At 69.7% G+C, this 24,493-nt stretch carries 21 protein-coding genes; 17 read left to right on the forward strand and 4 right to left on the reverse strand.

From position 1 onward, the window contains the following. Positions 1–36: 36 nt before the first annotated feature. Together ACFY3V_RS36875 and ACFY3V_RS36880 are read right to left on the reverse strand one after the other, a co-directional pair. Positions 37–1,635, reverse strand: coding sequence for a glycoside hydrolase family 10 protein (locus ACFY3V_RS36875; protein WP_389779909.1), 1,599 nt, complete (start codon positions 1,633–1,635; stop codon positions 37–39). Positions 1,636–1,794: 159 nt separating this feature from the next. Continuing rightward, positions 1,795–3,927: an elongation factor G-like protein EF-G2 gene (locus ACFY3V_RS36880; RefSeq protein ID WP_389779911.1), complete on the reverse strand. Its 2,133-nt coding sequence runs from the start codon at positions 3,925–3,927 to the stop codon at positions 1,795–1,797. 297 nt (positions 3,928–4,224) lie between these two features. On the opposite strand from ACFY3V_RS36880, the gene pgsA reads away from it, so the two are divergent. The 17 genes from pgsA (at position 4,225) to ACFY3V_RS36965 (ending at position 21,909) form a co-directional block, all read left to right on the forward strand. Further along, on the forward strand, positions 4,225–4,842 hold the full coding sequence (gene pgsA, locus ACFY3V_RS36885) for a phosphatidylinositol phosphate synthase (protein WP_350949144.1): 618 nt from the start codon (positions 4,225–4,227) through the stop codon (positions 4,840–4,842). 23 nt (positions 4,843–4,865) lie between these two features. After that, complete coding sequence (locus ACFY3V_RS36890) at positions 4,866–5,789, forward strand: phosphatidylinositol mannoside acyltransferase (RefSeq protein ID WP_362905670.1); 924 nt, start codon at positions 4,866–4,868, stop codon at positions 5,787–5,789. Next, complete coding sequence (locus ACFY3V_RS36895; RefSeq protein ID WP_389779914.1) at positions 5,786–7,069, forward strand: glycosyltransferase family 4 protein; 1,284 nt, start codon at positions 5,786–5,788, stop codon at positions 7,067–7,069. The genes ACFY3V_RS36890 and ACFY3V_RS36895 overlap by 4 nt, the downstream gene beginning before the upstream one ends. Beyond that, entirely contained in the window at positions 7,066–7,608 is a 543-nt protein-coding gene (locus ACFY3V_RS36900; protein WP_362905666.1) for a hypothetical protein, read from the forward strand. The genes ACFY3V_RS36895 and ACFY3V_RS36900 overlap by 4 nt, the downstream gene beginning before the upstream one ends. Before the next feature lie 107 nt (positions 7,609–7,715). Further along, complete coding sequence (locus ACFY3V_RS36905; protein ID WP_362905664.1) at positions 7,716–8,732, forward strand: DUF3048 domain-containing protein; 1,017 nt, start codon at positions 7,716–7,718, stop codon at positions 8,730–8,732. 152 nt (positions 8,733–8,884) lie between these two features. After that, a complete protein-coding gene (pdxS, locus tag ACFY3V_RS36910; RefSeq protein WP_350949149.1) occupies positions 8,885–9,799 on the forward strand; it encodes a pyridoxal 5'-phosphate synthase lyase subunit PdxS in 915 nt (304 codons plus the stop codon). A 299-nt stretch (positions 9,800–10,098) separates the two neighbouring features. Next, positions 10,099–10,689, forward strand: coding sequence for a pyridoxal 5'-phosphate synthase glutaminase subunit PdxT (gene pdxT, locus ACFY3V_RS36915; RefSeq protein WP_362905661.1), 591 nt, complete (start codon positions 10,099–10,101; stop codon positions 10,687–10,689). 3 nt (positions 10,690–10,692) lie between these two features. After that, positions 10,693–11,445: a YebC/PmpR family DNA-binding transcriptional regulator gene (locus ACFY3V_RS36920; RefSeq protein WP_350949151.1), complete on the forward strand. Its 753-nt coding sequence runs from the start codon at positions 10,693–10,695 to the stop codon at positions 11,443–11,445. 68 nt (positions 11,446–11,513) lie between these two features. Then, a complete protein-coding gene (locus ACFY3V_RS36925; protein ID WP_362905659.1) occupies positions 11,514–12,791 on the forward strand; it encodes a cation:proton antiporter in 1,278 nt (425 codons plus the stop codon). Positions 12,792–12,941: 150 nt separating this feature from the next. Then, positions 12,942–13,529 carry a crossover junction endodeoxyribonuclease RuvC gene (gene ruvC, locus ACFY3V_RS36930; RefSeq protein WP_362905710.1) on the forward strand — a complete coding sequence of 196 codons (588 nt, stop codon included), beginning with the start codon at positions 12,942–12,944 and terminating at the stop codon, positions 13,527–13,529. Beyond that, positions 13,526–14,146, forward strand: a complete 621-nt coding sequence (gene ruvA / locus ACFY3V_RS36935; protein ID WP_362905657.1) for a Holliday junction branch migration protein RuvA — start codon at positions 13,526–13,528, stop codon at positions 14,144–14,146. Before ruvC ends, ruvA begins: the two co-directional genes overlap by 4 nt. Positions 14,147–14,192: 46 nt before the next feature. Continuing rightward, positions 14,193–15,251: a Holliday junction branch migration DNA helicase RuvB gene (ruvB, locus tag ACFY3V_RS36940; protein ID WP_350949154.1), complete on the forward strand. Its 1,059-nt coding sequence runs from the start codon at positions 14,193–14,195 to the stop codon at positions 15,249–15,251. A gap of 226 nt (positions 15,252–15,477) precedes the next feature. After that, on the forward strand, positions 15,478–15,843 hold the full coding sequence (gene yajC, locus ACFY3V_RS36945) for a preprotein translocase subunit YajC (RefSeq protein WP_362905653.1): 366 nt from the start codon (positions 15,478–15,480) through the stop codon (positions 15,841–15,843). Between the two features lie 84 nt (positions 15,844–15,927). Beyond that, positions 15,928–17,691 carry a protein translocase subunit SecD gene (gene secD / locus ACFY3V_RS36950; protein WP_350949156.1) on the forward strand — a complete coding sequence of 588 codons (1,764 nt, stop codon included), beginning with the start codon at positions 15,928–15,930 and terminating at the stop codon, positions 17,689–17,691. Beyond that, positions 17,691–18,749 carry a protein translocase subunit SecF gene (secF, locus tag ACFY3V_RS36955; protein WP_350949157.1) on the forward strand — a complete coding sequence of 353 codons (1,059 nt, stop codon included), beginning with the start codon at positions 17,691–17,693 and terminating at the stop codon, positions 18,747–18,749. Before secD ends, secF begins: the two co-directional genes overlap by 1 nt. A 207-nt stretch (positions 18,750–18,956) precedes the next feature. Next, positions 18,957–19,475 (forward strand): adenine phosphoribosyltransferase, encoded by a 519-nt coding sequence (locus ACFY3V_RS36960; protein ID WP_350949158.1) that lies wholly within the window; start codon positions 18,957–18,959, stop codon positions 19,473–19,475. Positions 19,476–19,713: 238 nt separating this feature from the next. After that, the gene (locus ACFY3V_RS36965) at positions 19,714–21,909 is read left to right on the forward strand and encodes a bifunctional (p)ppGpp synthetase/guanosine-3',5'-bis(diphosphate) 3'-pyrophosphohydrolase (protein ID WP_350949159.1); all 2,196 of its coding nucleotides are present in this window, start codon (positions 19,714–19,716) and stop codon (positions 21,907–21,909) included. 368 nt (positions 21,910–22,277) lie between these two features. Here the strand turns inward: ACFY3V_RS36965 and ACFY3V_RS36970 are convergent, their stop codons facing one another. Both ACFY3V_RS36970 and ACFY3V_RS36975 read right to left on the reverse strand, forming a co-directional pair. Next, on the reverse strand, positions 22,278–23,507 hold the full coding sequence (locus tag ACFY3V_RS36970) for a DUF349 domain-containing protein (RefSeq protein ID WP_362905648.1): 1,230 nt from the start codon (positions 23,505–23,507) through the stop codon (positions 22,278–22,280). Positions 23,508–23,572: 65 nt separating this feature from the next. After that, entirely contained in the window at positions 23,573–24,430 is an 858-nt protein-coding gene (locus tag ACFY3V_RS36975) for a peptidylprolyl isomerase (RefSeq protein WP_362905646.1), read from the reverse strand. Positions 24,431–24,493: the final 63 nt, after the last annotated feature.

The following is a 24,493-nucleotide window of genomic DNA, read 5'->3' on the forward strand; positions in this document are numbered from 1 at the left end:
GTCCAGCGTGTCAGGAGACCGGCGGGGATCGGGTTCTCAGGTCCCGTTCTTGGCCGTGGTGGGATCGCTCTCGTTCTGCAGGCGGTCCAGGGCGGTGACCAGGTAGGTGCCGCCACCCGTCGCGGTGAAGGTCTGGCGGTCGCCGGCCGCCGCGGGCACGACCGCGACCAGGTTGCGGGCGTCGGCGATGGCGCAGTCTCCGGGCTTGCCCGAGGCGATCCGGTAGACCGCGTACGAACGGGCGTCAGGAGAGCTCTTCCAGCCGAGGGAGGTGCCCTGGAGCCGCACGTCGGCGGGCTTGGCCGGAGCCTGGCCGCCGCGGTCCTTCATCAGCGGCAGCAGCGCGGGGCGGCTGTAGTGGTCCTTGGCGACGCGGTCGATCGCTCCCAGCGGGTTGGTGGCGAGCTGCTTGGCGCTGAAGTAGACGTCACCGGTGACCTGCTCGTACTTGCGGTTGCGCGTGAGGTGGGAGGACATCTCGCCGGGCTTGGTCCAGGCGGCCGTGTCGGTGGCGCCGACACGGTACAGGCCCTGGCCGATGTAGAGGTGCACGCCGGTGCCCTTGACCTCGTTGGCCCACCACGGCATCAGGACGTCGTAGTCGGCGATCTTGAGCCCGCGTGGCCAGTACAGCTGCGGGATGACGTAGTCGACCGTGCCCTTCTTGATCCAGTGACGGGCGTCGGCGTAGATGGCGTCGTACGCGGACATACCGCCGGTGGCCGAACCGCTGGGGTCTTCGGCCTTGTTGCGCCAGATCCCGAACGGGCTGACACCGAACTTCACGCTGTTCCTGACCTCGTGCACGGTCTTGTCGACCTGCGCGATCAGCTTGTTGACGTTCGCGCGGCGCCAGTCGGCGAGGGTGGCGCCCTTGCCGTACTTGGCGAAGGCGGCGTTGTCGGCGAACTTCGCGCCCGCCACGGGATAGGGGTAGAAGTAGTCGTCGAAGTGGACCCCGTCGACGTCGTAGCGGGTCACCACGTCCTTGACGACCTTGGTGACATAGTCGCGGACCGCGGGCAGGCCGGGGTTGTAGTAGGCCAGACCCCCGTATTTCACGATCCACTCGGGGTGGAGCCGGGCGGGGTGCCTCGCGGGCAGCTTGGACAGGTCGCCGTCGGCGGACGCGCGGTAGGGGTTGAACCACGCGTGGAACTCCAGGCCGCGCCGATGGGCCTCGGCGACGAGGAAGGGCAGCGGGTCCCAGCCGGGGTCCTTGCCCACCGTGCCGGTCAGATACTGCGACCACGGCTCCAGATCCGACTTGTACAGCGCGTCGGAGGCGGGACGGATCTGGACGAACACCGCGTTGAACCGCCGCTTGACCGCGTCGTCGAGGATCTTGACGTACTCGGCCTGCTGGCGGGCCGGGGACAGGCCGGTGCGCGAGGGCCAGTCGATGTTCTTGACCGTGGCGATCCACACTCCGCGCAGCTGCCGCTTGGGATACTTCGCGTCGACGTCGCAGCGCGCCGAGGCGGCGGTCGTCGCGTCGGCCGTCTCGGACGAGGCCGCCGAGCTCTTGTCGCCCTTCGGCCGGGCGGGTGCGGCCTCGGGACCGAAGGTGTAGGCGGCCCCCGTGGTCAGGACGGCGAGGGCGGCAGCGGCCAGAAGAGGGCGTCCGTTTCGCATGGTTCCCCAGTGTGGCACCAGCACCGGTGTGCTCTGACCGGAAAAACGAAATCCTTTCGTGATGACTCCGTTACATGAGCGTATGTTGTGACGGGCGTGCCGGACGGTGCGCCCTTCCTGTGAGGTGGGGCACCGTCCGGCACACCCGTCACCGCTCTGTCAGCCGGTGATTTTGTCCATCAGATGTGGGGGAAGCGGCTCGTAACGCAGGAAGACCCGCTGGAACGTCCCCGTCCCGTGCGAGATGGATCTCAGATCGATCGAGTATCGCGTGATCTCCAGCTCGGGCACCTCGGCCCTGACCAGGGTGCGCCCGACGCCCACCGGCTCCGTGCCGAGCACGCGGCCCCTGCGCGAGGACAGGTCGGACATCACCGCGCCGACGTGGTCGTCGGCGATCAGGATGGACACCTCGTCCACCGGTTCGAGCAGCAGCATGGGCACCTTGGCCGCGGCCTCCTTCAGCGCGAGCGCCCCGGCGATCTGGAACGCCATGTCGGAGGAGTCGACCGAGTGGGCCTTGCCGTCGTACAACGTGACCCGCACGTCCACCATGGGATAGCCGGCGAGCACGCCGCGCTGCATCTGGGTGCGGACCCCCTTCTCCACCGAGGGGATGAACTGGCGCGGCACCACACCGCCGACGACCTTGTCCACGAACTCGAAGCCGCCGCCGGACGGCAGGGGCTCGACCTCCAGGTGGCAGACGGCGAACTGGCCGTGGCCGCCGGTCTGCTTGACGTTGCGGCCCAGGGCCTGGCAGCTGCCGCCGAAGGTCTCCCTGAGCGGCACCCGCAGTTCGGTCTTCTCCACCTCCACGCCGTGCCGCCGGCTCAGCCGGTCGAGGAGCACGTCGGTGTGGGCCTCGCCCATGCACCACAGCACGAGCTGGCGGGTCTCGGGGTTGTTCTCCAGCCTGAGGGTGGGGTCCTCGGCGACCAGCCGCTGCAGGGCCTGGCTCAGCTTGTCGTCGTCGGCCTTGGACCTGGGCTGGATCGCCACCGGCAGCAGTGGCTCCGGCATGGACCAGGCCGTCATCAGCAGCGGGTTGTCCCGGTCGGACAGGGTGTCGCCGGTCTCGGCGCGCGACAGCTTGGCCACCGCCGCGATGTCCCCGGCCACGCACTTGGGGACCGTCCGCTGGTGCTTGCCCAGCGGCGAGGAGAGCGTGCCGATGCGCTCGTCCACGTCGTGGTCCTCGTGTCCGCGGTCGGACAGGCCGTGCCCCGAGACGTGCACCGTCATGTCCGGGCGCAGCGTGCCGGAGAAGACCCGCACCAGGCTGATCCTGCCCACGTACGGGTCGCTGGTGGTCTTGACGATCTCGGCGACGAGGGGGCCTTCGGGGTCGCAGGTGATGCCGGAGACGGGCTCGCCGCCGATCGACATGATCTCGGGCATGGGGTGCTCGGGCGGCGAGGGGAACCCCTGGGTGACGAGCTCCAGGATCTCCAGGGCGCCCACGCCCGCCCCCGCGGCCAGCACGGGGTAGAAGCCGCCGCGCGCGACGGCCTTCTCCAGGTCCTCGATGAGGGCCTTGGTGTCGATCTCCTCGCCGGAGAGGTAGCGGTCCATCAGGGACTCGTCCTCGCTCTCCTGGATGACGCCCTCGATCAGGGCGCCCCGGTAGAGCTCGATCTGGTCGGCGTAGGCGGGGCCGGGGGAGTTCTCCGTCCGGGTGCCGGTCGCGTAGTTGTAGAACCGCTGGCTCAGCAGGCCGATCAGGCCGTTCACCCTGCCGTTGGTCACCACCGGCAGGTAGAGCGGCGAGACACCCTCGCCGAAGGCCTCCTGGCAGGCGCCGAGGGTGTCCTCGAAGTTCGCCCGCTGGTGGTCGATCTTGGTGATCACGACCGCGCGGGGCATCCCGACCGCCGCGCATTCGTCCCAGATCATCCTGGTCAGGCCGTCCACGCCGTCGACGGCCGAGACGACGAACAGCGCCGCGTCGGCCGCGCGCAGTCCGGCGCGCAGGTCGCCGACGAAGTCGGCGTAGCCGGGCGTGTCCAACAGGTTGATCTTGATGTCGTTGTGGACCACGGGGGCCACGGTCAGGTTCACCGAGCGTTGCTGGCGCACCTCGACCTCGTCGAAGTCGCTCACGGTCGTGCCGTCCTCGACCCTGCCGGGCCGCTGGACGGTCCGGGTCGCGGCCAGCAGCGCCTCCACGAGCGTTGTCTTCCCGGAGCCGGAATGGCCGACCAGCACGACGTTTCGTATCATGTCCGGCCGGTCGGCCGTGGGTGCTCTCCCCGCGGCTCCCGCTGTTCCGCCGGTCGCTCTTTCCGCCACATCGCCTCCCGCGTCGTTGCCGAAGGGGCCGCGGCCTGGTGGGGCCACACCCCCGGGGTCCGCTACCGAGTGCTCACGGTTCTCGCGTCGGGTAAATCGCGTGGACTCGGTCTGTTCACCAAATACCCATGTGGCGAATATCACAAGAGGGGTGAGGGGATCCTCTTGCCAGAGTGAGACCGGATCGCTAAGTGTCGGGGTCGTCCCGGCCGCCCCCGTGAACGCCGTTTCTCCGGAACGCGCCGCCCCCACCGCCGCCGCACGCGCGGGGGCCGGGTGGCCTACGATCGGAGCGCGATGTTGAAACTTCTGCGCCCCGCCGTCACCAGGCTCTTGACCCCGCTGGGCAGGGCACTCACCCGCCACGGGATCAGCCCCAACGCCGTCACCGCCGTCGGCACGCTCGGCACCGTCGCCGCGGCCCTGTTCTTCTACCCGAGGGGCGAGCTGTTCGCCGGTACGATGGTGATCACCTTTTTCGTGCTGGCCGACCTCCTCGACGGGGTGATGGCCAGGATGACGGGCTCAGGAAGCACCTGGGGCGCCTTCCTCGACTCCACCCTGGACCGGGTCGGCGACGCCGGCATCTTCTCCGGGCTGGTGTTCTGGTTCGTCGTGAGCGAGCAGCGGGTGCTGGCGGGGGTCGCGCTCTTCTGCCTCGTCGCGGGGGCGGTGGTCTCGTACGTCAAGGCCAGGGCCGAGGCGTTGGGCATGACGTGTGACGTCGGCCTCGCCGAGCGGCCCGAGCGCCTGGTCGTGGGCCTGGTCTCCGCCGGTCTGGGGGGTCTGGGCGTGCCCTACATCCTCGCCGCGGGGCTCTGGCTGCTCGCCGTCGCCAGCGCGGTGACGGTCGGCCAGCGCCTGCTGCACGTGCGCCGGCAGGCCGTCTCCACCCCGCCGCGGACCCTCCGCTGACCCTCCGCCGATCGGAAAGAGCGATGACCGACAAGCCCTCCCCCCAGGATCGTCTCGTCGCGGCGGCGTTCGGCGCCGGCTGGACGATCGTGCCCCGCCTGCCGGAGAGGCTCACCGCCTGGGCCTTCCGCGTCGCCGCCGACCGGCTGTGGAAGCGTCGCGGCAAGTCGGTGCTCAGACTTGAGGCCAACCTCGCCAGGGTCAAGGGCACCTCGCCGGGTGACCCGGCGATCCGGGCACTCAGCCGTGACGGCATGCGCTCCTACTTCCGCTACTTCCACGAGGTGTTCCGGCTGCCCTCGATCCCCGTCGACGAGCTCGTCTCCCGCATGCGGGTGGCCGGGGCCGAGCCCGTCTACGACAACCTCGCCAGGGGGCGTGGCGTGGTCCTGGCTCTGCCGCACATGGGCAACTGGGACCAGGCGGGCGCCTGGTTCGCCGGTACGGGCCACCCGTTCACCACGGTCGCCGAGCGGCTCAAGCCCGAGTCGCTGTTCCACCGGTACACGGCCTTCCGCGAAGGGCTCGGCATGGAGGTGCTGCCGCTCACCGGCGGTGACGGCCACACCTTCGGCACCCTGGCGCAGCGCCTGCGCGCCGGCCTGCCGGTCGCCCTTCCCGCCGAGCGCGACCTGACCGCGAAGGGGGTCGAGGTGCAGTTCTTCGGCGCGGCCACGCGGATGCCCGCCGGTCCCGCCCTGCTGGCCGTGCACACCGGGGCCGCCCTCATCCCGGCGATTCCCTACTTCGAGGAGAACGGCTGGGGGCTGCAGTTCCACGAGGAGATCGCGATCCCGGCCGAGGGCAGCAGGCAGGAGAAGGTGGCCGTCGTGGCGCAGAGCCTCGCCACCGTCTTCGAGAAGGGCATCGCCGAGCACCCCGAGGACTGGCACATGCTCCAGCGCCTCTGGCTCGAGGACCTGGAGCCCAGGAAGGCCCAGGCATGAGGATCGGCATCGTCTGTCCCTACACGTGGGACGTGCCGGGCGGCGTCCAGGTGCACATCCGCGACCTGGCGGAGGCGCTCATGGCCGACGGCCACCACGTCTCGGTGATCTCCCCGGCCGCGGAGAACGCGGAGTTGCCCCCGTACGTGATCTCGGCGGGCCGCGCCGTCCCGGTGCCCTTCAACGGGTCGGTGGCCAGGATGTCGTTCGGATTCCTGTCGGCGAACCGGGTGCGCCGCTGGGTGCGCGAGGGCCGCTTCGACGTGCTGCACGTGCACGAACCGGCGATCCCCTCGCTGGGCCTGCTCGCCTGCTGGGTGGCGAGGGGGCCGATCGTGGCCACCTTCCACGCCTCGTACGGCAACTCCCGCTCCTTCTCGGTGGGGGTGCCGGTCATCATGAGCGCGCTGGAGAAGATCGGCGGCAGGATCGCCGTCTCCGACGCCGCGAGGAAGACCCTGGTCGAGTTCATGGGCGGCGACGCCGTGCTCATCCCCAACGGGGTGACGGTGAGCCGCTACACCGAGGGTGAGCGGCTCCCCGGCTGGGACGAGGGCGAGGTGATCGGCTTCCTGGGCCGGATGGACGAGCCGCGCAAGGGCCTGCCGGTGCTGCTGGAGGCGTTCGCCCTGCTCGCCGCCGAGCGGCCGTCGCTGCGCCTGCTGCTGGCGGGGCCCGGTGACGCCGACGAGGTGCTGGAGCGGGTTCCGGCCGCCTTCCACGACCGGATCGGCCTGCTCGGCATGGTGAGCGAGGAGGACAAGGTGCGCGCCTACCACACCGTCGACGTCTTCTGCGCGCCCAACCTGGGCGGTGAGAGCTTCGGCATCGTGCTGACCGAGGCGATGTCGGCGGGCGCGGCGATCCTGGCGAGTGACATCCCCGCCTTCCGAAAGGTGCTCGACGACGGCGGGGCGGGAGCGTTGTTCGAGACGGGCGACGCCGCGTCGCTCGCCCGCGAGGCCGCCGCGCTGCTCGACGATCCCGAACGCCGGGCCAGGCTGTCGCAGGCCGCCCGGCAGGCCGTGCGCAAGTACGACTGGTCGACGGTCGCCCGCGACGTCCTGCGGGTCTACGAGACCGTGGCGAGCACGGCCGGGGTCGAGGAGGACGCGGTGGCAGGCCCGGTGGAAGACGCTGCGGAGGGCCCCGTGACAGGCACTGTGACAGGACCTGCGGAAGGCGCGGTGGAAGGCCCGGTGGCGGGCGCCGGGCCGACCGGGGTCGGAGCCGGGGGAGAGCCGGCGGGTACGCCGGCCGAGAGGAATGACGCGCTGTGACGACGACCACGCTGGTCCTGGTGGCGGGCGCGATCGTGGTGCTTCTCGCCGTCTACGTCTCCTGGCGGGCGGGGCGGCTCGACCGGTTGCACATCCGGCTGGAGCTGGCCCGCGAGTCCCTGGACGCCGCCCTGGTGCGGCGGACCGCCGTCAGCCTGGAGCTGGCGGCCTCCCGGCTGCTGGACCCGGCGACGAGCCTGGTGCTGGCCGCGGCCGCCCACGAGGCCCGTACGGCGGGTCCCGAGGAGCGCGAGCACGCCGAGAGCGACCTGTCGCGCGCGCTGCGCGCCGTCGTCGACCAGGAGCGCTTCCGTGACCGGCTGGCCGACACCCCGGCCGGATCGGAGCTGATCGAGGAGCTGGACGCCGCGGTGGCGAAGGTCCTGTACTCCCGCCGGTTCTACAACAACGCGGTGGGCGTCACCCGGACGGCGCAGCGCCGCTGGCTGGCCCGCACGCTGCGGCTGGCGGGGCACACCGAGTATCCGGCCTTCTTCGAGATCGACGACGTGCCCCCGAAGGCCCTGGCCGCTGAATAGGGATAAATAAGGCGCACATAAACTGGAGTATCTGACAAGTCGGACACCGGTAAGCTCTTGGCGATTCTTGACTGAGTGATCGAGTGGCCGACTTGAGGAGATGAGCCGTGCGGGTGTCCCGGATGATCGCCGTCACGCTGGCGGGAGTCGCGGTCCTTGCACCGGTCGCGGCCTGTTCCTCCGACGGGCCGGCCTCGCCGGGGAGCCCGGCGGGCGCGGCGGGCGAGCCGAGCGCGGACCCGACCCCCACGCCCGAGCCGACACACCCCTTCACCGGCCTGCCCGGCGCGGCGCGCCGGGCGGTGCTCGCGGTGAAGATCGAGAACACCTCGGCGGGCAAGCCGCAGCTCGGCCTGAAAAGCGCCGACATCGTCTACGTCGAGCAGGTCGAGGCGGGCCTCACCCGCCTGATGGCGATCTTCTCCTCGAAGATCCCGGCCAAGGTCGGTCCGGTCCGCAGCGCCCGCATCTCCGACCTGCACATCGTCCCGCAGTTCGGCAGACCGGCCTTCGCCTACTCGGGCGCGCAGACCAAGATGCTCCCCTTCATCGCCGAGGCCCCGCTCTTCGACGTCTCCGACAGCAGGGAGCCGGGCGCGTACTTCCGCCAGCCGGGACGCTACGCCCCCTACAACCTGTTCGCCAACACCAAGGACCTGCTGGCCGGGGCGCCCAAGGCGAGCAAGGCCAAGGACATCGGGTTCACCTTCGGCGAGGCCCCCGAGGGCGGCGTGTCGCGCAAGATGTACAGCGTGAAGTACCCGGCGGCGCGCTTCACCTTCGGCTGGTCGGAGACGGCGGGCAAGTGGCTGGTCTGGCAGGACGGCAAGAAGGACATGGCGGCCGAGGGCGGCCAGCTCGGCGCGCCCACGATCGTCGTGCAGTACACCAAGACGGAGCGTTCGCAGTTCCACGACAAGAACCAGAGCTACACCCCGCTGGTGCACAGCACGGGCAAGGGCAGGGCGATCGTGCTCCGTGACGGGCAGGCGTTCAAGGCCCGCTGGTCGCGGCCGGACGAGAAGGACGGCACCGTCTTCACCACCGAGACGGGCGAGCCGATGAACTTCGCCCCGGGGCAGGTCTGGGTCGTGCTCGCCTCCGCCAAACCCGTCATCCCCTGACACGCACGTCCTGTACATACTGTCCAAGAAGATCATCCAAGGACGACAAGGCGTCGGGTAAGGGGGCAGTCCGCCAGCGCCTACGATGGAAGGCGTACTGGCCGTCCTCGGACGGCCCGTGTCCGCAGCCAGCCGTCGTGAGGTAGAAGACCGTGTCCAGCAGCACGCCCGAAGTCAGCGAGACGACCGTCACCGGAACCGCCCGGGTCAAGCGCGGCATGGCAGAGATGCTCAAGGGTGGCGTCATCATGGACGTCGTCAACGCCGAGCAGGCCAAGATCGCCGAAGACGCCGGTGCCGTCGCCGTCATGGCCCTTGAGCGGGTGCCCGCCGACATCCGCGCCCAGGGCGGCGTCTCCCGGATGAGCGACCCCGACATGATCGACGGCATCATCTCCGCCGTCTCGATCCCGGTCATGGCCAAGGCCCGCATCGGCCACTTCGTCGAGGCGCAGGTGCTCCAGTCCCTCGGCGTCGACTACATCGACGAGTCCGAGGTGCTCACCCCCGCCGACTACACCAACCACATCGACAAGTGGCAGTTCACCGTGCCCTTCGTCTGCGGCGCGACCAACCTGGGTGAGGCGCTGCGCCGCCTCACCGAGGGCGCGGCGATGATCCGCTCCAAGGGAGAGGCCGGCACCGGCGACGTCTCCAACGCCACCACCCACATGCGCAAGATCAGGGGTGAGATCAAGCGTCTGGGCTCGCTGCCCGAGGACGAGCTCTATGTCGCGGCCAAGGAGCTCCAGGCGCCGTACGAGCTGGTCGCCGAGGTCGCCAGGACCGGCAAGCTGCCGGTCGTGCTGTTCACCGCCGGCGGCATCGCCACCCCGGCCGACGCGGCGATGATGATGCAGCTCGGCGCTGAGGGCGTGTTCGTCGGCTCGGGCATCTTCAAGTCCGGCAATCCCGCCGAGCGTGCCTCCGCGATCGTCAAGGCCACCACCTTCCACGACGATCCCGACGTCATCGCGAAGGTCTCCCGGGGGCTGGGAGAGGCGATGGTCGGCATCAACGTCGACGACATCCCTGCCCCGCACCGGCTGGCCGAGCGCGGCTGGTAGGGCGGGCGAGGGCTTTCAGGGCTTTCTTCAGGGGGCGGGGAGCCTCCGGGAAGCCCGGTGAGACTCCGGGAAAAGGGCGATCTCCGTCACGGGGGTCGCCCTTCCTCCGCAGGGGGTCGATCTCGTGGTCACGTGCCCCGCGATCCCGCCCCGAGGAGCACGGCGCCGCCACCGGGGAACGGGGCCGGGCCGTCACGGTCCGGATCTCCGAGCCGTGTCGGAGCGTGAACCGGTTTGGGGCCGTCCAAGGGGTGGCCATACGCTGAAGGGGCACTCCACCCGTACGGGAAGGACCATCGGTGACCATCGTCCCCACGATCGGCGTGTTCGCGCTGCAAGGAGACGTGCGCGAGCACACTCGCTCCCTGGAGGCGGTGGGCGCGAGAGCGGTCGCCGTACGGCGCCCCCGCGAGCTGGAGGCGGTCGACGGCCTCGTCATCCCCGGTGGCGAGTCCACCACGATGTGGAAACTCGCCGAGACCTTCGAGCTGCTCGAACCACTCCGGATGCGGATCAAGGCGGGAATGCCCGCCTACGGCTCCTGCGCCGGGATGATCATGCTGGCCGACCGGATCGAGGGCGGGATCGAAGGCCAGCAGACGATCGGAGGCATCGACATGGTCGTCCGCCGCAACGCCTTCGGACGCCAGGTCGACTCCTTCGAGGCCGACATCGACTTCGCCGGTCGCGGCAGCACGCGGGCCGTCTTCATCCGCGCACCCTGGGTGGAATCGGTGGGTTCGGAGGTCGAAGTGCTGGCACTGGCCGAACCTGGGGATAGGATCGTCGCGGTCCGTCAAGGACCGTTGCTCGCCACGTCCTTCCACCCGGAACTTACCGGGGATGTCGGTGTGCATTCATATTTCGCTGAGATGGTGAGGGAGCTCTAGGCGATGTCCGGCCACTCCAAATGGGCGACGACGAAGCACAAGAAGGCCGCGCTCGATTCCAAGCGCGGCAAGCTGTTCGCCAAGCTCATCAAGAACATCGAGGTCGCGGCTCGGACGGGCGGACCCGATCCGGACGGCAACCCGACGCTGTACGACGCCATCACCAAGGCGCGCAAGAGTTCGGTCCCGATCGACAACATCGAGCGTGCCCGTAAGCGCGGCGGTGGTCTCGAGGCCGGCGGCGCCGACTGGCAGACCATTATGTACGAGGGTTACGCCCCCGGCGGCGTCGCGGTGCTGATCGAGTGCCTCACCGACAACCGCAACCGCGCGGCCTCCGAGGTCCGCGTCGCGCTGACCCGCAACGGCGGCTCGCTGGCCGACCCGGGTTCGGTGTCCTACATGTTCAACCGCAAGGGTGTCGTGCTCGTCCCCAAGGGCGAGCTGGGTGAGGACGACGTGCTGGTCGCGGTCCTCGACGCGGGTGCCGAGGAGGTCAACGACCTGGGCGACCAGTTCGAGGTCGTCTCGGAGGCCACCGACCTCGTCCCGGTCCGCAAGGCCCTGCAGGAGGCCGGGATCGACTACGACTCGGCCGAGTCCAGCTTCATGCCGACGCTGAACGTCCCGCTGGACGAGGAGGGCGCCCGCAAGGTCTTCAGGCTGATCGACGCCCTTGAGGACAGCGACGACGTGCAGAACGTCTGGGCCAACTTCGACGTCTCCGACGAGGTCATGGAGAAGCTCGACGCGTAGTCCGATTTTTCGGACCTCGCGCTGCTCGTGAGGTTTGTCCGCGTGGTCCAGGGCAGATCACGCGGACAATGGGCAATCCTGACCTCATCTTCGCCGTGGCGGGCGTTGCCGCGCTGCTCGCGGCCACACTGCCGCGACTTCTCAACCGCCGCCCCTTCTCGCTGCCCCTCGCCTGCCTGCTGGTCGGTCTGGTCCTCTACGCCCTGCCCCTGGAGCTGCCCGATCCCGATCCGGTGGCCCACCGGACACTGGTCGAGCACGTCACCGAGATCTGCGTGCTGGTCTCGCTCATGGGCGCGGGGCTGGCCATCAACCGGCCCTTCGGGCGGCGCGGCTGGTCCTCGACCTGGCGCCTGCTCGGGTGGACACTCCCGCTCACCGTCCTCGCCGTGGCCGCCGCCGCGTACGGCCTGCTCGGCTGGCCCCTCGCGGCGGCGTTGCTGCTGGGCGCGGTCCTCGCGCCGACCGACCCGGTGCTCGCCTCCGACGTTCAGGTCGGCGAGCCCGTCGACTCGGAGAAGGCCGACGACGAGGTCCGCTTCGCCCTCACCTCCGAGGCGGGCCTCAACGACGGCCTGGCCTTCCCCCTGGTGTACGCCGCCATCACGCTGGCCGTCAGCGGGGGGACCGGCTGGATCGGCGAGTGGGCGCTGGTGGACCTGCTCTACCGGTGCGTCGCGGGCGTGGTGTGCGGCCTGCTGATCGGCAAAGGGCTGGGGCGGCTGTTCTTCCGTGCCGAGAAGCCCGACCTGCGGCTGGCCGAGCACCGCGACGGCTTCGTGGCGCTGGCCGCGACGTTCCTGGCCTACGGCCTCACCGAGCTGGTGCACGGGTACGGCTTCATCGCGGTGTTCGTGACCGCCTGCACCATCAGGGCGGCCGAGCGCAGCCACGGCTACAACGGGGTGCTGCACGGCTTCATAGAGCAGATCGAGCGGCTGTTCACCGCCTGGCTGCTCCTGCTGCTCGGAGGCTTCGTCGCGGTGGGGGGACTGTCCGCGCTCACCTGGCGGGGCGCCGCGGTCGGCCTGTCGCTGCTGCTCGTCATCCGGCCGCTGGTCGGGTGGCTCTCCCTGCTGAGAGGCAGGGCGGGGCCGCGCGAGCGCGTCGTGGCGGCGTTCTTCGGCGTCCGCGGCATCGGCTCGTTGTTCTACCTCGCCTACGCCCTCGGCCAGGCCGACTTCGGCGTACCCGCCGAGGAGATCTGGGCCGTGGTCGCCTTCACCGCGATGGCCTCCCTGGTGATCCACGGAATCTCGGCCTCGCCGGCGATGAACCGCCTGGACCTGCTGCGCGACCGGGCAGGGAACGACCGTGACGCGGAACCCGCCACCCAGCACCCGTGAGACGGATCCCCTGGAGGCGGTGAGCCGGCGCCTGCCGCTCCGCCTCTCGACGGACCGGGGGAGAGCCGTGCGCGGGATGCTCTCACGCGGTAGAGTCTGCCACCGAACAGATGTTCGGCGAGCGGAGGCGTGTCGGTGCGATTGCCCGAGTTGCGGGTGATGGGGGTTGATCCGGGGCTCACCCGATGCGGGCTCGGCGCCGTCGAGGGGCGGCCCGGCGCACCGCTGAGCCTGATCAAAGTGGGGGTCGTCCGCACCCCCGCCGACGACGAGATCGGCGCCCGGCTGGTGGCGATCGAGGCGGGCATCGAGCAGTGGCTCGACGAGGTCCGGCCCGACGCGGTGGCCGTGGAGCGGGTCTTCGCCCAGCACAACCTCAGGACCGTGATGGGCACCGCCCAGGCCTCCGCCGTGGCGATCCTGTGCGCCTCCCGCAGGGGCCTGCCGGTCGCGCTGCACACGCCTTCCGAGGTCAAGGCCGCGATCACCGGCAGCGGCACGGCGGACAAGCAGCAGGTCGGCACGATGGTGACCCGCCTGCTGAGGCTGGACGCGATGCCCAAGCCCGCCGACGCCGCCGACGCGCTCGCCCTCGCGATCTGCCACGTGTGGCGGGGCGGGGCACAGAGCAGGCTGGCCGAGGCCGCCGCGAAGGCCGCGAGCGCCTCCGGCACGACCCCCGCCGCCTACTTCCGGAGTCGTGGCAGGGCCGGACACCCGAGAGGAACCGCGAAGTGATCGCCTCGGTGCGAGGACAGGTGACCGCGATCGCGCCCGACGGTGCGGTCGTCGAGGTCGGCGGGGTGGGAGTCCTCGTGCACTGCACGCCGGGCACCCTGGCGACGCTCAGGACGGGGGAGGAGGCCAGGCTGGCCACCTCGCTGGTGGTCCGCGAGGAGTCGCTCACGCTGTTCGGCTTCGCCACCGAGGACGAGCGCGGCACCTTCGAGATGCTGCAGACGGCGAGCGGGGTCGGCCCCAAGGTCGCCCTCGCGATGCTGGCCGTGCACACTCCCAACGCGCTCCGGGTGGCCGTGGCCTCCGCCGACGTCAAGGCGCTGACCAGGGTCCCCGGGGTGGGGCCGAAGGGTGCCCAGCGGATCATCGTCGACCTCAAGAACAAGCTCGGCACTCCCGAGGAGGCCGTCAGCGCCGCGCTCGACGGCAGAGCCGTCGCGCCCGCCTGGCGGGGTCAGGTCCACTCGGGGCTGGTCGGTCTTGGCTACTCGGCGCGGGACGCCGACGAGGCGGTCGCCGCCGTCGAGTCCCAGGCCGACGCCGAGATGGCCGAGGGCCGCACCCCCCAGGTGGCGCCCCTGCTCAAGGCGGCCCTCCGCGCGCTGAGCGTGCGATGAGGGGCGCGGGTGAGTCCGCCGTACGGCGGGACGAGGGAGGGGCGGCGTGAGTTCCGACCGTGATCTGGTGTCGCCGGACGCCGAGGGCGACGAGAGATATATCGAGGCGGCGCTGCGGCCCAAGCGGCTGGAGGAGTTCATCGGCCAGGCGCGGGTGCGCGAGCAGCTGTCACTGGTGTTGCAGAGCGCGCTGCGACGCAACAGGCCGCCGGATCACGTGCTGATGAGCGGCGGTCCCGGACTGGGCAAGACGACCCTCTCCATGATCATCGCGACCGAGCTCTCCGTGCCCATCCGGATCACCTCCGGGCCCGCGCTGGAGCGGGCCGGTGACCTCGCGGCGATCCTGTCGACGCTCTCGGAGGGCGAGGTCCTGTTCATCGACGAGATCCATCGCATGGCGAGGCCCGCCGAGGAGATGCTCTACCTCGCGATGGAGGACTTCCGCGTCGACATCGTGGTGGGCAAGGGGCCGGGGGCGACCGCGATCCCACTGGAGATCGCTCCGTTCACCCTGGTCGGGGCCACCACACGGGCCGGGATGCTCCCCGCGCCGCTGCGCGATCGCTTCGGTTTCGTCGCACACATGGACTTCTACGGGGTCGCCGAGCTGGAGGAGGTGCTGCACCGCTCCTCGCGTCTGCTGGGCGTCGCGCTCCCCGGCGACGCCGCCCGCGAGATCGCCGGCCGTTCCCGGGGCACCCCCCGCATCGCCAACCGGCTGCTGCGCCGGGTCCGCGACTTCGCCGAGGTGCGCGCCGAGGGGGTGGTCACCCGGGACGTCGCCTCCGCCGCGCTCAACCTCTACGAGGTCGACGCCGAAGGGCTCGACCGGCTCGACCGGGCGGTGCTCGGAGCGCTGCTGCGCAAGTTCGGCGGCGGGCCGGTGGGGCTGTCGACGCTGGCGGTGGCCGTGGGGGAGGAACCGGAGACGGTCGAGGTGGTCGCCGAGCCGTTCCTGGTGCGGCAGGGACTCCTCGCCCGGACCCCCCGTGGCCGGGTCGCGACCGCCGCGGCCTGGACCCACCTGGGTCTGGTCCCCCCGCCCGACGCCTTCGGTGCCTCGTTTCTCATCGATCTTGAGGATGATGCCGGGCAAATCTAGCGTTGGGAGTCGGTAGGGAAGTCGTACGGGATTGATCACAGAACGATGACAACTGTATCGAAATGGGAACTTCCCTGCGAGCCGAATCGTGACTTCGTTGCCCCGCTCTTAACAGCTCGCCTAAACTCCGAGCCTTGGCTGGCTGTGTAGGCTGACGTGCTGAGCGGCGTGGTCGTATGTGGCGTCCGGTTTTCGCCGGTCAATCTTCAAGAAAAGGAGCGGCCCTGTGGGCGGCAACTATTCGAGCCTGATCATGATCGCTCTCATGGTCGTGGTGTTCTACTTCCTGCTTATCCGGCCGCAGCGCAAGCGGCAGCAGGAGCAGCTCAAGATGCAGAACAGTCTCACGCCGGGCACCGGTGTCATGACCACGACGGGCCTCTTCGGGACCGTGGTGGCCATCGACAACGAGGACGTGATCCTGGAGATCGCCCCCGGTGTGGAGACCCGCTGGGTCAAGGCGGCGATCGGCCGTGTCCTGGTTCCCGTCGACGACGCGGAGGAGGAGAATGTCAAGGCTGTCGACCGCGATTTCGCGGAGACGGCGGAACAGCAGGGTGTAGACCACGACACGACGAGCAAGAAGCCGTGAGTAGCCTCACCTCCAACCCCCTATAACCGAAAGAACTGACGACCAGTGGCCCGACCGACCAGCGGCCAGAGCAGACCGGGGCGCATGCTCCTGGTGCTTCTGGCGATCATTCTCGCCATGGGCGGGGCGATGCTCCTCAACAAGGCGTACACGCCGGAGTATGGCCTCGACCTCGCCGGCGGCACGACCGTGACGCTCCAGCCCATCACGCCGAACGGGGGCGCTCCCTCGCAGGAGAGCCTCGACCTCGCCGTGAACATCATCCGTGAGCGGGTGAACGGCAGCGGCATCTCCGACGCCGAGGTCGCCAAATCCGGTGACAACATCGTCATCTCCGTTCCCGGAGCAGGCCAGGAGGAAGTCGTCAAGCTGGTCGGCACCACCGCGGAGCTGAGGTTCCGCCAAGTGCTGGCGATCGGGGCCGGGTCACCTCCGCCCCCGGGGCAGCTCTCCACCGAGGCGCCGACGCCGACACCGTCCCCTGCGAGCACCGAATCCGGGCGCAAGGGGTCCAAGGAGCCCAAGCCCGCCGAGTCGGTGACTCCGAAGCCCGACGCGACCGCCGCGCCCGACACGGACGCCTCTCCGGCCGGTCGTGCCCTGTCGTCGGCACTCACCAACCCGAGCCCCGGCGCCACCGCCGCGCCCTCCGCCGAGCCGAGCGGTGACAAGCCCGCCAAGCCGGACGCGAGTGCCGCGCCCGAGACCAGCGCCGTGCCGACGACCCCGCCGACGGCGGCCGACGACCCGATGGCGGGCGTCGACCCCACCGGGATCGACCCGGAGGCGCTCAAGCAGTTCCAGGCGCTCGACTGCGCCAAGGACGCGGGCCGCGGGGCACAGGACGCGCCGGACAAGCAGTACGTGGGCTGCAGCCAGGACGGCGGCACCAAGTTCGTGCTGGAGAAGGCGGCCGTCACCGGCACCTCGATCGACACCGCGTCCTCCGGCGTCGACCAGACCACCGGTGAGTGGCTCGTCCAGCTCTCCTTCAAGGGCCAGGGCCCCGACCAGTGGTCGAAGGTCACCACCACCGCCTTCAACTCGCAGGCCCCCCGCAACCAGGTCGCCATGGTCCTCGACGGTGTGATCATCTCCGCGCCCGTCATCCAGGAGCCCATCACCGGCGGCCGGGCGCAGATCTCCGGCAGCTTCAACCAGGTGACGGCCGACGAGCTGGCCAACCAGCTCAAGTACGGCGCGCTGCCGCTGAAGTTCGAGAAGAGCTCCATCGAGGAGGTCTCCTCCACGCTGGGCGCCGACCAGCTGCGCGGCGGCCTCATCGCGGGCGCGATCGGCCTTCTGCTGGTCGTGATCTACTCGATGCTCTACTACCGGGGTCTGGGCGTCGTGTCGGTGCTGAGCCTCCTGGTCGCCACGATCCTGACCTACCAGTCCGTCGTGCTGCTCGGCGCGTTCGCGGGCTTCCGCCTCTCGCTGCCGCACGTCATCGGACTGATCGTCTCGATCGGTATCACCGCGGACTCGTTCATCGTCTACTTCGAACGCATCCGCGACGAGATGAAGGAGGGCCGGCGCTCGCTGCGCACGGCCATCGAGGTCGCCTGGGTCCGCGCCCGGCGGACGATCCTCATCGCCGACGCCGTCATGTTCATCGCCGCCGTGGTGCTCTACTTCCTGGCGGTCGGAGGTGTGGCCGGCTTCGCCTTCGCCATGGGCCTGACCACGCTCATCGACATCGCGGTGGTGTTCATGTTCACCAAGCCGTTCGTCGCGATGCTGGCCAAGCTGAAGTTCTTCGCCAAGGGGCACAGGCTCTCCGGGCTCGACGCCGAGCGTATGAGCGAGACCACCGTCGCACCCAAGACCGTTCCGCAGGAGGCCTGATGTCCGGCATCGCGCGCCGGCTGTACCGGGGCGAAATCGACGTCGACTTCGTCGGCCGTCAGAAGCTCTGGTACGCCCTTTCCGCAATCCTGCTGGTGGTCTCCATCGCCGGTCTGATCGTCAACGGCCTCAACCTGGGCGTGGAGTTCAAGGGCGGGTCCGTCTTCTCCTTCAAGGCCCCGACCGCCAACATCGAGCAGGTGCGCGCCACGTTCACCGAGGCCGGTGCGCACCAGATCATCGCGCAGACGACCCAGAACGGCTGGCGGGTCACCACCGAGAGCCTTCCGGCCGACCAGGTCACCGCGGTGCAGAAGGCGGTGGCCACCGAGTTCAAGATGCCGGCGGACCAGGTCAACCTGCAGGTCATCGGCGCCTCGTGGGGCGGTCAGGTGGCCAACAAGGCCATCATCGGACTGATCGTCTTCATGTTGGCGATCATCCTGTACCTGACGATGGCCTTCGAGTGGAAGATGGCGCTGGCCGCCGTCGTGGCGCTGCTGCACGACCTGGTGATCACCGCTGGTGTCTACGCCTGGTCCAACTTCGAGGTCACCCCGGCGACCCTGCTGGGCTTCCTCACGATCCTCGGATACTCGCTGTACGACGCCGTCGTCGTCTTCGACATGATCAAGGAGGTCACCGCCAAGCTCGGCACGACCTCCAAGCTGACCTACACCGAGGCCGCAAACAACGCGCTGAACCACACGCTGATCAGGTCGCTGAACACCACCTTGGTGGCGATCCTGCCGGTCGCGGCGATCCTCTTCATCGGCACCACGCTGTTCGGTGCCGGAACGTTGAAGGACCTGTCGCTGGCCCTGTTCGTCGGCATGCTCGTCGGCACCTACTCCTCGCTGTGCGTCGCGACACCGCTGCTGGTCACGCTCAAGGAGCGCGAGCCGCGCTACCAGGCGATCGCCCGCAGGATCGCCTCCCACGGGGGGAGTTCCGGGATCAAGACGGTGCGTCAGCCGGTCGCCGCCGGGGCCTCCAACGGCGCCGCCACGGTCGCCGGCGGAGCCGACTCCGCCGCCGGCAAGCGGAAGAAGAAGTAAGTACGGGCACGTCCGCGCCTCCGCTCCCCTCGCAGGGAGCGGAGGCGTTTTCCTTACCCTCCAGCCCTTTCCAGCCCCTTCCAGCCCCCCGGCTCTTCCCTGACCTTGCGACACCCGCCCGCAGAGTCCTTCCGATGCGACACCCTCCGGACACCGCCGGGCCGTCCCGGTGTCCTCCGCCCCGACACCTCCACAGGAGCGCCGCCCATGACCGAACTGAGCAGCCTGATCCTCGACCGCATCCGCGACGTGCCCGACTACCCGCAGCCCGGGGTGCTGTTCAAGGACATCACCCCCCTGCTCGGCGACCCGGTGGCGTTCACCGCGGTGATCGAGGAACTGGCCGGGCTGTACGAGGTGGACAAGATCGTCGGTATCGAGGCGCGGGGGTTCATCCTGGCGGCCCCGGTCGCCGTCCGGGCGGGCGCGGGCTTCGTCCCGGTACGGAAGAAAGGCAAACTGCCCTCCGAGACGCTTGAGGCGTCCTACGATCTGGAGTACGGCTCCGCCGTCATCGAGGTCCACCGGGACGCCTTCGCCCCCCAGGAGCGCGTTCTCATCGTCGACGACGTGCTCGCCACGGGAGGTACGGCGTGCGCGACGGTGGAGCTGGTCCGCAGGGCGGGCGCCGACGTCGTCGCCATCGCCGTGCTCATGGAGCTGGCCTTCCTCAAGGGCCGCGAGCGTCTGACCGACGTGGAGCTGCACTCCCTCGTCGTCGTCTGATCGCCCCCGCGGACGAAAGCACACAACCCGGTCTGGATACACTGTAGGGATCTGGACTCGAACGTAAGGAGTCTGAGTGCCCCGCGATGTGGTCGTCCCCGATGTGACCGCCGACGGTGGCGGTCCCGAGACGGCCGTCCCAGTAGGCGATGCCGGTTCCGCCGTGTCCGGAGCCGCTGAGGAGAAGCCGGCGGTAAGGCGAAGGCTCGCACGTCTTGGGGGGCAATGGGGTGGCGGTATGAATCCGGTTCTGGAGCCGCTGTTCCGTACGGTCCGCGCGACCCACCCGAAGGCGGACCTGCGGCTCATCGAGCGCTCCTACGACGTGGCGGCCTACCACCACCGCGACCAGAAGCGTAAGAGCGGTGATCCGTACATCACCCACCCGCTGGCGGTGGCCACGATCCTGGCCGAGCTCGGCACCGACGACGAGACGCTGTGCGCGGCGCTGCTGCACGACACCGTCGAGGACACCGCCTACAGCCTGGACGAGCTGCGTTCGGACTTCGGCGACAACATCGCGCTGCTGGTCGACGGCGTCACCAAGCTCGACAAGGTCAAGTTCGGCGCCGCGGCCGAGGCCGAGACCGTGCGCAAGATGGTCGTGGCGATGTCGCGCGACATCCGGGTGCTGGTGATCAAGCTCGCCGACCGGCTGCACAACATGCGCACCATGCGTTACCTGCCCGAGCACAAGCGGCACCAGAAGTCGCGGGAGACTCTGGAGATCTTCGCGCCGCTCGCCCACCGGCTGGGCATGAACACCATCAAGTGGGAGCTGGAGGACCTCGCGTTCGCCATGCTCTACCCCAAGCGGTACGACGAGATCGCCCGGATGGTGTCGGAGCGGGCCCCGCGCAGGGACCTGTTCCTGCAGGAGGTCATCGAGAAGGTCTCCGGTGACCTGCGGGACGCCAAGATCCGCGCGGCCGTCAAGGGACGTCCCAAGCACTACTACTCCGTCTACCAGAAGATGATCGCCAGGGACGTCGCCTTCGACGACATCTACGACCTGGTGGGCATCCGGGTGCTGGTCGACTCGGTCCGCGACTGCTACGCGGCGCTCGGCACGATCCACGCGCGATGGAACCCGGTCCCCGGCCGGTTCAAGGACTACATCGCGATGCCCAAGTTCAACATGTACCAGTCGTTGCACACCACGGTCATCGGCCCCGAGGGCAAGCCGGTGGAGTTGCAGATCCGTACCCACGGTATGCACCACAGGGCCGAGTACGGCGTGGCGGCGCACTGGAAGTACAAGGAGGACATGACCATCTCGGGGCCTCCCGGGACGAAGCTGAAGCCCGCCAGCGACATGGCATGGCTGCGCCAGCTTCTCGACTGGCAGAAGGAGACCGCCGACCCGGGGGAGTTCCTGGAGTCGCTCAGGTTCGACCTGTCGGTCTCGGAGGTCTACGTCTTCACCCCCAGGGGCCAGGTCATCGCCCTGCCGGAGAACGCGACGCCCGTCGACTTCGCCTACGCCGTGCACACCGAGGTCGGCCACCGCTGCATCGGGGCGAGGGTCAACGGGCGCCTGGTGCCCCTGGAGTCACGCCTGGGCAACGGCGACACCGTGGAGATCTTCACCTCCAAGTCGCCGGACGCGGGTCCTTCGCGCGACTGGCTGAAGTTCGTCAAGTCCGGCCGGGCCCGCAACAAGATCCGGCAGTGGTTCTCCAAGGAACGCCGCGAGACCGCGATCGAGGCGGGCAAGGAGGCGATCGGCCGCGCGATGCGCAAGCAGGGCCTGCCGTTGCAGCGCCTGATGTCCGGAGAGTCCCTCCTGGCCCTCGCCAGGGACCTGCGCTACCCGGACGTCTCCGCGCTCTACGCGGCCGTCGGTGAGGGCCACGTGGCCGCGCAGACGGTCGTGCAGAAGCTCGTGACGTCCGTCGGGGGCGTGGAGGGCGCCGAGGACGACATCGCCGAGACCTCCGTACCGACCAAGCTGCGCGGGCGCCCCCGCGGCAGCGGCGGCGCGGGCGTGGTCGTCGCGGGCGACTCCGACGTCTGGGTGCGCCTCTCACGATGTTGCACGCCCGTACCCGGTGACGAGATCGTTGGCTTCGTCACCCGCGGGCACGGCGTGTCGGTGCACCGCACCAACTGCCCCAACATGGACCAGCTGCAGTCCGAGCCCGACCGCCTGGTCGAGGTCGCCTGGTCCGCCGCCGACGACTCGGTGTTCCTGGTCGCGCTGCAGGTCGAGGCGCTCGACCGGCCCCGCCTGCTCTCCGACGTGACCCGCACCCTCTCCGACCAGCACGTCAACATCCTGTCGGCGTCGGTGACGACCTCCAGGGACAGGGTGGCGATCAGCAAGTTCACCTTCGAGATGGGCGACCCCAAGCACCTGGGCCACGTCCTGAAGGCCGTCCGCAACATCCAGGGCGTCTACGACGTCTACCGGGTCAGCGGCGCGAGTTCCTGAGGTTCTCCCGCTCCGTTCCCTGTCTCCTCCCGGATCGCCCCATGAGGTGTGGCGGCGTCTCCTCCCGCCACGCCGCCTCATGGGAGGCGACCTGAACCGGCCGCCTGCGGCGCCCCAGGAGGCCTCACGGGGCACGGAATCCGAGAACCGGGCACAAGTTCCACCTTGTCCCTTGCGGCCCTCTCGGGCCGCCTCGTGGAGTGTGGCCGCGGACTCGACGCCTCCGTTCCCTCGAAACCGTCTCGCCCGCCCTGCGGCCGACCCGGCGTGCCCCCGCCCACCACAGGCGACGGGGCCGCGAGGAGCCTCCCCGGTGGGAGGCTCCTCGCGGCCCCGTGGGACGCGTCAGCCGGTGAGGGCGCCGGGCGTCAGGAGAACTCGGCGAGCGTGCGCTCCGCCTCCGTCAGCCAGGAACGGCGGGCGGTCAGGGCCTCCTCGGCGTCCTTGACGTCCTTGTCCTTACCCGCGTCCCTCGCCTTGACCAGACGGCTCTCCAGCTGCGCGATCGACTTGCGCAGCTGGTCGACCGTGTTCTGGGCACGAGCCCTGGCCTCGGGGTTGGAGCGCTTCCACTCCGTCTCCTCGGCCTTGCGGACCGCCTCGTCGATCTTGCGCAGGCCACCCTCCAGGCGGTCACGCTGCTCGCGCGGAACCGGGCCCGCGGCCTCCCAGCGCTCCAGGAGGTTGCGCAGGGCGCCCCGGGCGGCGCGGGCGTCGGTGACCGGAAGGATCTTCTCCGCCTCGACCAGGAGCTGCTCCTTGATCTCGGCGTTGGCCGCCAGCGAGGCGTCGCGCTCGGCGAAGACGGCCGAACGCGCCTGGAAGAACTGGTCCTGGGCACCCTTGAAGCGGCCCCAGAGCTCGTCCTCGACCTCGCGGGAGGCCCTGCCCGCGCTCTTCCACTCCTGCATCAGCTCCCGGTAGGCCGACGCGGTGGCGCCCCAGTCGGTGGACGAGGCCAGTGTCTCGGCCTCGGCCACGATGCGCTCCTTGGTGGAACGCACGCCCTCGCGCTGCTCGTCCAGCCCCGCGAAGTAGGCCTTGCGCCGCTTGGCGAAGGCCGTACGGGCCGCCGACAGGCGCTTCCACAACGCCGCCTCGGTCACCCGGTCGATGCGTTCGGCGGCCTTCCACTCCTCGATCAGCTGGCGCAGCCGCTCACCACCGGTCTTCCAGTGGGTCGTGTCCTCGGCGATGCGCTCGGCCTCGGCGACGATCCGTTCCTTGACGCCCTTGGCCTCGGCCCTGGCCACGTCGCGAGCCGCCTTCACCTCCTCACGGCGCTGGGCGACCAGCTCCGTGAGGACGCCGAGGCGGTTCAGCAGCGCGTCGAGGTCGCCGACCGCGTGCGCGTCGGTGATCGCCTCTCGGAGCTTGACGATCGTCGCCTCGGCCTGGGCGGGTGGCAGGTCGGTGCCACGAACCCGCTGTTCCAGCAGGGCGACCTGCCCGGCCAGCTCGTCGAACTTGCGATGGAAGTAGGCAAGCGCCTCTTCCGGTTCGCCGGCCTTCCAGGACCCGACGGCCCGCTCTCCCTCAGCCGTACGTACGTAGACGGTGCCGTCGTCGTCTACCCGGCCCCACGGGTCGGTGCTCACCGTGTCCTCCCGCACTTTCATCAGCCTTTCGGGACTTACCGCCCCTTGTATGTATTACGTCAGCTCTAGCTGGACATTGTCACGTCTTTGATTTCCACGGTTTCCTTCGGCGCCCCCGTACCGTCGGGGCCCGGGGTGATGACACCCGCCTTGTTCACCTTGTCCAGAATCTCCAGACCCTTGGTGACCGTACCGAACGGTGTGTAGTCCGGGCTCAGCGGGGCGTCACCGAACACGATGAAGAACTGGCTGCCGTTGGTGTCGGGACCGCTGTTGGCCATGGCCACGACGCCGCGCGTGTACTTCGCGCCCTCCAGGTTCTCGTTCACGAAACGGTAACCGGGACCACCCTGGCCGTCGGTCTGGCTCTTGCCGTCGGCCTTGGCCAGCGGGTCGCCGCACTGCAGCATCGGGAACTGGTCGGAACCCAGCCGGTGGCACTTGGAACCTTCGAAATACTTCTTCTTCGCGAGGAAGGCGAAGGAGTTGACCGTGCACGGCGTCTTTTCCGCCGACACCTCGATGACGATGTCGCCCTGGCTGGTCTTGAGGGTCATCGTCTTGGGCGTCAGGTCGACCTTCTCCGGGGGCAGGCCCACGTCCTTGGCCGGACCGCCGCCGGCGTCCGCGACGTAGCCGCAGGTGCCGCTGGCCGGGTCGAAGGCCTTCGGCTGCGCTCCCGCGGCCTCCGACGCGGCCGGCGAGGCGTTGTCCGACGGGGCCGGGTCGGTGGTCGCGGCCGTCGTGTCGGAGCCCCCGAACAGGGTCGTCGCGGCGATCACGCCCGCCACTACGACCACACCGGCCACGGTGCTGCCGATGATCGCGTTGCGCTTGGCTCTGGCCTCGCGTTCGACGCGTCGCTGCGTCTGCCGCTCGTAGTGCTCGCGCGCCAACTGCTTCTGGCGCTCCTTGCCGCTCACCGCTTCGCCCTCCCGAGTGCCGAGTAGTACTTAATGAGGTGGGCGAATCGTATCGGCCAATGG

Source organism: Streptosporangium sp. NPDC000095, assembly GCF_042899335.1.
Taxonomy (GTDB): Bacteria; Actinomycetota; Actinomycetes; order Streptosporangiales; family Streptosporangiaceae; genus Streptosporangium.